The 11,922-nt window shown below is 35.7% G+C and carries 10 protein-coding genes; all 10 read right to left on the reverse strand.

The features are described from left to right. Positions 1-269: 269 nt before the first annotated feature. The gene (locus MHH51_RS23305) at positions 270-1,106 is read right to left on the reverse strand and encodes a ParB/RepB/Spo0J family partition protein (protein ID WP_339283882.1); all 837 of its coding nucleotides are present in this window, start codon (positions 1,104-1,106) and stop codon (positions 270-272) included. Continuing rightward, complete coding sequence (locus tag MHH51_RS23310; protein WP_077602784.1) at positions 1,087-1,860, reverse strand: AAA family ATPase; 774 nt, start codon at positions 1,858-1,860, stop codon at positions 1,087-1,089. The genes MHH51_RS23305 and MHH51_RS23310 overlap by 20 nt, the downstream gene beginning before the upstream one ends. 478 nt (positions 1,861-2,338) lie before the next feature. After that, entirely contained in the window at positions 2,339-3,196 is an 858-nt protein-coding gene (gene noc, locus MHH51_RS23315) for a nucleoid occlusion protein (protein WP_147212588.1), read from the reverse strand. A 587-nt stretch (positions 3,197-3,783) separates the two neighbouring features. After that, positions 3,784-4,500 carry a 16S rRNA (guanine(527)-N(7))-methyltransferase RsmG gene (gene rsmG / locus MHH51_RS23320; protein ID WP_339283885.1) on the reverse strand — a complete coding sequence of 239 codons (717 nt, stop codon included), beginning with the start codon at positions 4,498-4,500 and terminating at the stop codon, positions 3,784-3,786. A 188-nt stretch (positions 4,501-4,688) separates the two neighbouring features. Beyond that, complete coding sequence (gene mnmG, locus MHH51_RS23325) at positions 4,689-6,575, reverse strand: tRNA uridine-5-carboxymethylaminomethyl(34) synthesis enzyme MnmG (RefSeq protein ID WP_339283887.1); 1,887 nt, start codon at positions 6,573-6,575, stop codon at positions 4,689-4,691. 33 nt (positions 6,576-6,608) lie between these two features. Further along, the gene (gene mnmE / locus MHH51_RS23330) at positions 6,609-7,985 is read right to left on the reverse strand and encodes a tRNA uridine-5-carboxymethylaminomethyl(34) synthesis GTPase MnmE (RefSeq protein WP_156986309.1); all 1,377 of its coding nucleotides are present in this window, start codon (positions 7,983-7,985) and stop codon (positions 6,609-6,611) included. Positions 7,986-8,479: 494 nt separating this feature from the next. Continuing rightward, a complete protein-coding gene (gene jag / locus MHH51_RS23335) occupies positions 8,480-9,091 on the reverse strand; it encodes an RNA-binding cell elongation regulator Jag/EloR (RefSeq protein WP_339283890.1) in 612 nt (203 codons plus the stop codon). A gap of 205 nt (positions 9,092-9,296) precedes the next feature. Next, a complete protein-coding gene (gene yidC, locus MHH51_RS23340) occupies positions 9,297-10,055 on the reverse strand; it encodes a membrane protein insertase YidC (protein WP_147212583.1) in 759 nt (252 codons plus the stop codon). A gap of 82 nt (positions 10,056-10,137) precedes the next feature. Then, positions 10,138-10,485, reverse strand: a complete 348-nt coding sequence (rnpA, locus tag MHH51_RS23345; protein WP_156986310.1) for a ribonuclease P protein component — start codon at positions 10,483-10,485, stop codon at positions 10,138-10,140. 159 nt (positions 10,486-10,644) lie between these two features. Next, positions 10,645-10,779: a 50S ribosomal protein L34 gene (rpmH, locus tag MHH51_RS23350; RefSeq protein ID WP_080871878.1), complete on the reverse strand. Its 135-nt coding sequence runs from the start codon at positions 10,777-10,779 to the stop codon at positions 10,645-10,647. Positions 10,780-11,922 lie beyond the last annotated feature (1,143 nt).

The raw sequence follows: 11,922 nt of genomic DNA on the forward strand, positions 1-11,922 counted from the left end.
TTAATACTATTCTGTCTTACTGACTGCTTATTTATTTATCATTTTATGCTTTATTCAAATTTATAGTCACATGTCAAAAGTTTACGGATTATTAATGTTTTAGTTCATATTTGATTGATTGCTGCCGTAACACCGTCGTAGTATTGATTGACATTTTTTGGCGGCTCATTCTCTTCCATATCCACCTACTATTATTCACATCTATAATCGTATAAAAATAGCCGATATATATTCTAATGAATGGTCACAGAATATATATCGGCTATTTTTTATTTTTCAAGATATTCCAGAATGCGATTTAAATCATCGTCATTATAAAATTCAATTTCAATTTTACCCTTCTGTTTTCCTTTATGAATATGAACCGCTGTTCCAAGAGCATCACGAAGTACAGTTTCTCTCTCCTGAATAAATATATCTTTTTTAGGCTTCTTCTGTTTTTTCACCTGTTTTTCGTTCATTTCTATTATAAGCTTTTCTACTTGCCTTACATTTAACTTCTCTTTGCGTATTTTATCTGCTAAAACAACGATAGCTTCCGGATTCTTTAACCCAAGAAGTGCCCGTCCATGTCCCATCGACAGCTCTCCATTATTTATATAAGCAATAACTTCTTCAGGTAATGATAATAAACGAATCATATTTGCAATATGTGAACGGCTTTTTCCTAATCTTTCAGAGAGTACATGCTGGGTAATATTCAGCTTCTCTACTAAATTGGCGTAGGCTTGTGCTTCTTCAATTGGAGTCAGGTTTTCACGTTGGAGATTTTCTAACAACGCGATTTCCATCATTCGCTCATCCGTTAATTCCCGGATGATAGCAGGAATTGTCTTGAATCCGGCTTCTTTCGCTGCCCGGTATCTTCTTTCTCCGACAACAATTTCATAGCCTTTAAGACTTTTCCTTACAATAATTGGTTGAATTACACCATATTCTTTGATAGAATCCTTTAACTCTTCAATGGAGTCTGCTTGAAAGCTCTTTCTCGGCTGATAAGGATTGGGACGGCATTTAGATAATTCAATCTCTTGAATATTATCTTTATTATCTTTTTCTACTTCTGGAAACAACGCATTAATCCCTTTACCTAACCCTCTCTGCATTTGTCATCACTTCCTTCGCTAAATCAAGATATACCTCTGCACCGCGGGATTTGGGGTCATAAGAGATAATTGGCTGACCATGGCTTGGTGCTTCACCTAAACGAACATTTCTTGGAATAATTGTTTCAAATACTTTATCCTGGAAATACTTTTTCACTTCTTCAATAACCTGAATTCCAAGATTAGTACGTGCATCCAGCATTGTTAAAAGAACACCTTCAATCATTAATTCTTTATTTAAATGCTTTTGCACTAGTCTTATCGTATTTAATAGCTGACTCAGTCCTTCTAATGCATAATACTCGCATTGTACCGGAATCATTACAGTATCTGATGCAGTTAATGCATTAATTGTCAGTAACCCTAATGATGGCGGACAATCAATAATAATGTAATCATACTGGTCTTTTATCTCACCTAATGCAGATTTTAAACGTATTTCTCTTGATATAATGGGAACAAGTTCAATTTCTGATCCTGCAAGCTGTATTGTAGCAGGAATAATATCCAAGTTCTCTAAATTTGAAGAAACAATGACATCTTCTGCTGGCGTATCCTCTACTAACACATTGTAGATACATTGATTAACATCTGCCTTATTAACGCCGACACCGCTCGTTGCATTTCCTTGAGGATCTGTATCAACGAGCAGTACCTTATTCCCCAATGAAGCTAAACAAGCGCTGACATTCACAGACGATGTTGTTTTTCCAACGCCACCTTTTTGATTTGCGATGGATATAATTTTCCCCATGTTGACACCTACCTTACTCGGAGGTTGTTCAAATCTTTCTTGATAAAATGAAAGTTCATTCAGCAGAGTTCATCAAACTTTTGCCGCTAAATGATAGTACTTCAAAGGCGCCTCATAAAGGCCCTGGAACAAATCAGGCAGTATGTGTCCAGTCCATTATCTATTATCTTTTCTTCATCTTAGTTAAGAAATCAGATTTTTCACGGACACTTTTACCATGATAAATTGAATAAATCCAGCATTTTTCATTCTTTTTATCAAAAAAACTTGAGCAATCACTTCTCTATTCACTATCATAGCATTTATTTATAAATTACGATGCTTTCTAGCAAATTTTAATTTAATTTTAATATAGAATTATCCAAAGTACCACCTGCGAATTCTAATATCTCCTATTATATATTAATTCTCTTCAAAATAAATACCCATCTCAACTAAAGATGGGCAATAAAAAACATAAATGCCGATAATTCCGCAACTATTTTTGTTTAGGTATTTTAATAGTTATTTGATAATAATCTTCCAGTTCCTGTTCATCTGATTCCACGTCAACACCAGTATCTGATACCATATTAAGCGACTGCCTGATTGTATTCATGGCAATTCGGACATCTTTATTGATACCTTTCAATTTAGGTCTTGGCTTCCGCTTCTCTTCTTTTGGCTCATTGATTTTAGCAATTCGCTCTTCTGTTTGTTTCACATTCCATTCCTTTTCAAGAACTTCTTTTAAAACAAGAAGCTGCTGCTCTTCGTCTTTTAATTTAATTAAAGCACGGGCATGTCTTTCTGTAATTAATTTCTTTAATAAAGCATCCTGTACCTCTTTTGGCAGCTTTAATAACCGCAGCTTATTCGCAATCGTAGACTGATTTTTACCAAGACGCTGTGCTAATGCTTCCTGCGTCAAATCATGCAGCTCAAGCAGCTTGTTATATGCGATAGCTTCTTCAATGACAGTCAGTTCTTCACGTTGTAAATTTTCAATCAGCGCAACAGAGGCCGTTTCTGTATCGCTCATTTCACGGATAATTGCGGACACTTTCTTCCAGCCTAAATGCTGAACTGCCCGCCATCTTCTTTCCCCTGCAATTAATTCGAAAGAATCATCATCTATTTTACGAACGACAATTGGCTGGATCATACCATGTGTGTGTATGGTTTGAGCTAACTCTTTAATCTTTTCTTCCTGAAAAATCGTTCGTGGCTGGTAGCGATTGGCCTGAATTTTATCGATATCGAGTTGAATCACTTCATCTGAAGAATAGGAAACCTTGTCCGTATCAATTGGATCCTTATCGCTTTTTCCAAATATCCGATTAAAAGGACTCACCACTTGCTGACACCACCTTCTAAAATTAACAAACTATTTCTTTATTCCATCTATATAAAATAAAAGCTCGAGGCTTTACGCAATAATTATTTTAACTGAGCCCATTCATGTTAATTTCATACCTGATCTTCACTTAAAAGATAATGTTTCACGTGAAACATTATCTTTATTGGTTCGTTATCCTGTCATTTTTTCTATATTAAAAATAAATAACGCCTATCATCAAGCCTTTACATTTTTAATAGAAGCACTATTCATTCCCAAATAAATATCTGATGAATTCATCTATTATAAGCACATGTTCAAATGGGTCTGAATTCATTCTTGAAGATAAAGACGATATAATCTGTTACCTCCTGCTTCCCCCACTTAACATGGACAGTTTTAGTAGAAGGTCATTACCTCGCCGCTTATTATTTAGAGACTTTTAAAGTATCTCTATATACATCATAAATCCACACCTATAATATTCCTATAATAGCATCTATGCTTCACAAAATACAACAACGAACAATCGATATGTATAGTTTTATTTTACCATACCTACCGCTGAAAAAATATAAAATGAGTTTAAATAATCTAAAGAGTATTTATTCAATTGGTTCTTTATTTGGCAATCCTGCTTTTCTTGGATATTTTTTTGGTGTCTTACGCTTTTTAGCCACTTTAATAATAGAGCGTTCACCTGCATCCTGAGGAAGTGTAAAAGTATCAATAGATTCTACTTCTCCGCCAAGCAATTCAATTGCTGCTTTTCCTGCCTCCAGTTCTTCTTTTGCCTGTGAACCTTTCATTGCAATAAAATAACCGCCTTTTTTTACAAACGGGAGACATAATTCACTTAATACGGACATTCTGGCTACTGCTCTTGCAGTTACCAAATCATACTTTTCACGAAAAGCCTCATTCTTTCCGGCAATTTCAGCACGGTCATGGTAAAATGCTACATCTGTCAATTCCAGCTTATTCGCTAAATGATTCAAGAAAGTAATCCGTTTTTTCAAGGAATCAATGATTGTTACTTTTAGATGCGGAAAGCATATTTTCAATGGAATACTGGGAAATCCTGCACCTGCACCAATATCACAAATAGATAATTCCTGCGTCATATCTGTGTAAAAAGCCGCAGTAATACAATCATAGAAATGCTTTTCATACACTTCCTCTTCTTCTGTAATTGCTGTCAAATTTATTTTTTCATTCCATTCGACCAGCTCTTTGAAATAAATGTCAAATGCTTTTTGCTGTGCTTCATTTAATATTATCCCTTTTTCTTCCAAATATTGCACAAATATTTCTGGTTTCATAACAGTCTCCTTTATCACGCCATTATTTTTTCAGAGGTTGTAAGCTTATTATATAATTTCTTTTATTCAGGAAGAAGATAATTCCCTCCCCTAAAGTATTATGTTCTTATATGTATATATCAAAATAGAGAGCACTATACAATTTAGAAAAATAGCGACGTATCTATAACGCCGCTATTTTCTTCATTTTAATTTGCAATTCGGGCAATATTTCCTTGTTCAATGTAAACAAGAAGGATGGAAATGTCTGCAGGGTTTACTCCTGAAATTCTGGATGCTTGACCAACAGACAGCGGACGGACTTTTTTCAGCTTCTCAATTGCTTCTGTTGCAATCCCGTTGATAGCAGTATAATCAATATCTGCAGGGATTTTCTTATCCTCCATTTTAAGCATTCTTGCTACTTGCTCTCTTGCTTTTTTAATGTAACCTTCATACTTAATTTGAATTGCTACCTGTTCTTTTACATCCTCACTAATATTCTCTCCATTTTCAATCATTTTTTCTACATGCTCATAGGTTAATTCCGGGCGTTTTAATAAATCATATGCTTTTACTGCTTCTTTCATTGGCGCAGCGCCGGCAGATTTCATTACGTTCTGTACTTCTTCTGTCGGTTTGACAACAATTTTATTTAAACGTTTTTTCTCAGCTTCCACCTGCTCTTTCTTCGCGGTGAAAGCTGCATATCTTTCCTCAGAAATTAACCCGTAGTCATATCCAATATCTGTAAGACGTAAATCTGCATTATCATGACGAAGTAATAAACGATATTCTGCACGGGATGTCAGTAAACGATAAGGCTCGTTTGTCCCTTTTGTTACTAGATCATCTATCATTACACCGATATAAGCTTGTGAACGGTCTAAGATAATCGGCTCTTTTCCTGTTACTTTTGCCGCTGCGTTCATCCCAGCCATCAATCCTTGACCAGCTGCTTCTTCATAACCAGATGTTCCGTTAATTTGACCAGCGGTAAATAAACCTGGTAAACGTTTAGTTTCCAATGTCGGCCAAAGCTGTGTCGGTACGACAGCATCATATTCAATGGCATAACCTGCCCGCATAATTTCGGCATTTTCCAGACCAGGAACAGATTTTACCATTTCATGCTGAACAGATTCCGGTAAAGATGTCGACAGCCCCTGTACATAGACCTCTTCTGTATTTCTTCCTTCCGGTTCTAAGAAAATCTGGTGTCGCGGTTTATCATTAAAACGGACAATTTTATCTTCAATAGATGGACAGTATCTTGGACCTGTTCCACGTTTCATACCGGAATACATCGCAGATAATGTCAGGTTTTCATTAATTACCTGATGTGTAAATTCATTTGTATACGTTAACCAGCAAGGGATTTGATCTTCAATAACTTCCGTTGTTTCATAAGAGAAGCTTTTCGGATTCTCGTCCCCCGGCTGAATTTCTGTTTTTGAATAATCAATTGTATGACTGTTTACCCGCGGCGGTGTTCCAGTTTTAAAACGTGTCAGGTTAAAACCAAGCTCTTCCAGGTTTTCAGATAATTTAATGGATACACGCTGGTTATTTGGACCACTTTCATACTCTAAATCGCCCATCAACACTTTCCCGCGCATAAATGTTCCAGTAGTGACAATGACAGATTTTGCATAGTAAGCAGCCTTTGTTTCTGTAATAACCCCTTTACAAATACCATCCTCTACAATAAGAGAATTAACCATTCCCTGGCGCACAGTTAAGTTTTTTTCATTTTCAACGAGATTCTTCACTTCCTGCATATATACCGGTTTATCTGCCTGGGCACGCAATGCTTGTACAGCTGGCCCTTTCCCGGTATTCAGCATACGCATTTGAATATAGCTTTTATCAATGATTTTCCCCATAATTCCGCCGAGTGCATCAATTTCACGTACAACAATACCCTTTGCAGGTCCACCGATGGATGGGTTACAGGGCATAAAGGCTATCATATCTAAGTTCAATGTCAGCATTAATGTTTTTGCTCCCATACGGGCAGAAGCATACGCAGCTTCTACTCCAGCATGGCCGGCTCCAACAACAATGACATCATAATTTCCTGCATTGTAAGTCATTTTATTCTTCCTTTCCTTTATTAAACATATCCCTTATTTTCCTAAGCAGAATTGAGAGAACAATTGATCAATTAAACTGTCGCTTGCTGTATCGCCAATAATTTCTCCCATAAACTCCCATGAGCGTGTCACGTCAATTTGGACAATATCCATAGGCATCCCCAGTTCGATTGCTTCACGGGCATCATCTAATGCCTGCTTTGCCTGCTTCAGCAGCTGGATATGGCGTACATTGGATACATAAGTTAAATCTCCTGCATCTACTTCACCAGAAAAGAAGGTATTGGCAATTGCCTGCTCCAGCTCATCAACACCCTGCTCTTCAATTAAGGAAGTTGTTACGACAGACTTCCCTTCAGCAAATGCCTTTACCTCTTCTAAATCTAATTTCTGTTCTAAATCTGTCTTATTAATAATAACAATATATTCTAATCCTTGAACGGCTTCAAATAATTTTTTATCTTCCTCGCTCAAAGCTTCATTATAATTTAATACAAATAAAATTAAATCTGATTCCTTCAATACCTGTCTGGAACGATCCACACCGATGCGCTCTACAATATCCTCTGTTTCCCGGATGCCGGCTGTATCGACTAAACGTAATGGAACGCCGCGGACATTCACATATTCTTCAATAATATCTCTTGTTGTTCCTGGAATTTCCGTTACAATTGCTTTATTTTCCTGGACTAATGTATTCATTAAGGAAGATTTCCCGACATTTGGCCGGCCAATAATGGCTGTTGCCAGTCCTTCACGCAGAATTTTCCCCTGCGCAGCAACCTCCAGCAGCTTCTCTATTTCGAGCCCTACCTCTTTGGTCTTTTCTTCCATTAAGGTATGCGTCATTTCCTCTACATCATCATACTCTGGATAATCGATATTTACCTCTACATGAGCAACTGTTTCCAGTAATTCCTGTCTTAACGTCTGAATAAGCTTCGATAAACGTCCATCCATTTGCTTTAATGCCACATTCATCGCCTTATCTGTCTTTGCACGAATTAAATCCATAACAGCTTCCGCCTGTGATAAATCAATACGCCCGTTTAAAAAGGCACGTTTTGTAAATTCACCCGGCTCAGCCAGTCGAGCTCCTTTTGCCAGCATAATCTCTAACACACGGTTCACAGATACTAAACCGCCATGACAATTAATCTCAACAATATCTTCACGCGTAAACGTTTTGGGAGCACGCATCACAGATACCATGACCTCTTCTGCTAATTCCCTCGTTACCGGATCAACAACTTTTCCATAATGAATCGTATGAGAATCTACCTCTTTCAGACTCTTTCCTTCAAACACATCAGAGGCAAACGAGACTGCTTCTGGCCCGCTTAGACGCACAATTGCAATAGCTCCCTCGCCAATTGGAGTAGATATTGCCGCTATTGTATCTGTATCCATTTTATTCACCTGCCTTACCTTCATTCTATATCTATAATTAAATCGTTAATTTTTATTATCACTAACAATCAAGAATAACATAGATTTTTAAAAAAAGAAACTTATCCACATGAATACTTTTAAATCCTTAACACTCTTGTTATCCACATGTGTATAACGTATTTCTTTGTTTTTTCTGTTAGTGGATAAGTGAAATGATAAATAGAAAACTATTTAATTTGCTTCTAGCTTATAGAACTGAGGCTAAGATTATTTTTTCGAGACGTGCTATTTATGATATATTACAATGGAATAATTCATTTTAAACCATAGAGGTGGATGCGATGAATAAACCTTATATAATTGTTGTTGGAGGAGTTTCAGGAAGTGGAAAAACAACGGTATCAAAAATCACTAATACAATTTTAAATACATTGTTAAAATCTTCTTTTTAATGGTGGATGAATATAAAAAACCAAAACCTGAGAGATCTGACGCATTCTCAGGCTTTGGTTTTAAGGTTTAATAACAATATGACGATGAGGCTCGACACCATCAGAATAAGTAGAAACCTGCTTATCCTGCAGAACACTATGGATAATTTTACGTTCAAATGCCGGCATCGGCTCCAGTACAACTCGTTTCTTTGTTTTCTGTGCTTTATCTCCCATTTTCAACGCAAGTGATTCCAAGGTTTCCTTTCTTCTCGCACGGTAACCTTCCGCATCCAATGTTACTGTATAATACGTATCATTATGCTTATTAATGACTAAATGCACTAAATATTGCAGCGCATTTAGGGTCTGACCCCTTTTTCCGATAAGCTTTGCAATATTTTCATGATGCATTGTATACGTTACATGATTTTCTTTCACTTCTGTATCTATTTTTACTGAGAGATTCATGTTGCTAGTAACTTCTTTGATAAATTGAGCTGTCTCTTCAATCGGATCCTTTGCTACTGTTACTTTTACAAAAGCTCGTTTAGATCCAAAAATTCCAAATACTCCTTTTTTACCTTCATCAATGACCTCAACATCTACTTGGTTCTTCTCTACTCCTAATTGCTCCAGAGCTGATTGAACCGCTTCTTCAACTGTTTGACCACTTGCAGTTACTTCTCTCAATCGTTTCCCCTCCATTTTTCAGCATAAGCGTCCGTAATTTCCTTTATTTAATAAGGACATATAACCATAAACTATGCGGAAAATAAACGCTATATTTAATTTCTGAAGAGCTTCATAATTGCTATGAGTATTTTCATAAAACTTAAAACTGTTTAACTATTTCACTTATTAATAATGAGGGAATTTCTTCCCTCATTATAACATTTTATTTTTTTGACATCATTGGCTTATTAATAAGAAGCGTTTGGAACACCATAAAGATGTTACCTGTTACCCAGTATAATGCTAATGCTGCCGGGAAGAAGAATGCCATTACACCAATCATAATCGGCATCACATAAAGCATAATCTGCAGTTGTAATCTCATTTGCGGATTACTGTTTGCAGCTGAATTCGTAGACATCATTAATTTCTGCTGTAAGAAAGTAAACAGTCCTGTCAGAATCGGCAAAATGTAATCCGGTGTTCCAAGCTGGAACCAAAGAAAATCATGTGTAGCAATTTCTGTCGTACGTCTAATCGCATGATACATCGCAATAAATATTGGCATTTGTACAAGAATTGGTAAACACCCAGCTAATGGATTAACTCCATTTTTTTGGAATAATTGCATAGTTTCCTGCTGCAATTTCTGCTGTGTATTTGCATCCTTAGAAGCATATTTTTTCTGAAGCTCCTGTAATTGCGGCTGAACTTCCTGCATTGCTTTCGTACTTTTAATTTGTTTGACGTTTAATGGCACTAATATTAAACGGATAACTACTGTTACTAAAATAATTGCCAAGCCATAGTTTTCATTTAAAAACACTGCAATCTTTGTTATAACCCAAGATAATGGATAAACGAAGACTGTATTCCAAAACCCTTCACTTTCAGGTGTAATCGGTTCATCAATTTGGGTACACCCAGCTAAAAAAACCGCTAACACGAGAAAAGTGATTAATATCCCGTATTTTTTGCGCAAAGCTTTTCCTCCTTAATATTCCCAATGCTTCTACTTGTTATTTTAGCTTATTTACATTGTGAATTCTATCTTAAACTTGTCCTTACTTCGAGTGCTTAAATAGTTTTTCTTTATATAATAAATGCGAGAGACTTTTTTTCATCATTTCGTAACTCATTGTTTTCGTTGGGTTTCTGGCAATGATTACAATATCATAACAAGGTTTAATATCCTTCTCTAACTCTTGAAAAGACACCCGCAGCAACCTTTTTATACGATTTCTGACAACGGCATTGCCTATTTTTTTCCCAACAGACAAACCGATCCGGATATGATCCTGATCTTCTTTCTTTCTATAATAAATAACCAGCTGTCTATTTGCGAATGAATTCCCATGCTTAAAAGCTGCCTGAAATTCTTCATTTTTTTTAATCCGAAATTGTTTTTTCACCGTCATCACCTTTTAATTTAACCCACATACATCTTCTTCTATTCATTATATTCCAGCAAAAGCCTGTCCATCCTTAAATGCATAAAGTATGTAATTCGATACAGGAATCACAATATCCTTTAAATAACAGAAAAAAAACCACTGATAGTTGTCAGTGGCTTATGCAGATAAAACTTTACGTCCTTTACGACGACGACGAGCCAATACATGACGACCATTTTTTGTGCTCATACGCGCGCGAAAACCGTGAACTTTTTTACGTTTGCGATTATTTGGTTGAAACGTTCTTTTCATGAGTGTGCACCTCCTTGGAAAATCCAAGTTTCATATTTAAACTATAAATAGCTTATAACTTATCCATTAGACAGTCCTTGATATTATACGAAAAATGTATTCATTTTGTCAACCGGCTATTTAATAAAATTCCGCTTCATTTCTTTCTCACACATTTTTCAATGCTTTCTTTTAAATTTTTCCCGGAAAATCTTTCTTACTAATTTTTATCAAATGAAGCTCCGCTTTATTTACCCTTTCTTAATTAAAGATATCTCTATTTCATCTACAATAGTTTTTGAAGATACTGCACTCTTCTTCTAAATAAACAGTATTTCCATCCATCCCCCTTTATATTCTAAAGTGACACAGCTATTAGTACAGATATTATTAAATTTCTATTTCAGCAATTCCCTTTATTATCCACAGTCCGCAGCGAATAATTTTCTTCTCCGTTTTTCTATCCACACAAAAAATAAACAATTTAACCACAAAATATAGCGTTGTTTACAAATGAAACACACAACAGATAGAATATGTGGATAACTATTTGAAAGCCATTGATTTATTCGGTTTTATTTGGTATTATATTTATGTTTTAGTTTGTGGAAATAATTAATGCTAATAAAACTTATACACAGAATGTGGATAATGTGTGGATAGTTTTTCCACTGATTTTTGATAAAGTTTTCTACAAGGCTGTGGATAGCGTTTATAATTTTAGATTTTCTTTAAAATTATCTTCATTGAGTGTAAAAACATTCCTTGGTAAATCTTGAATTGCGTATGTAAGTTATTATTTTTCTGTTTATCCACAGGCCTTTTTTCATTTTTTATACATTTGCCTTTCCATCTAACCCCTGAGATAGATTGAGAGAGGCTTTTTTCTTCTAAATAGAGCTTCATAAAAAGGGTATACAAGCAAACTGTATCGAGCTTTGCTTTAGCATAATGTGTATGAAATAGCTATCAATAATATCTATTTTTATTCTCTTTAGCCCTGAGCGGCGAATATCCCGCTCGGTTCTTTAGCATCCTTTTTTAACATGAACTTCTATTATCTATAGCAATGAGACAAATGATTTTTAAAAGTCACCCTTTACTATTGCTGTCCATCCTTACAACTATATTTCCTAACTTAGGTCGAAAGGAGTGAAAGTAACT

This window comes from Oceanobacillus sp. FSL K6-3682 (genome assembly GCF_037976165.1).
Classification (GTDB): domain Bacteria; phylum Bacillota; class Bacilli; order Bacillales; family Amphibacillaceae; genus Oceanobacillus; species Oceanobacillus sojae.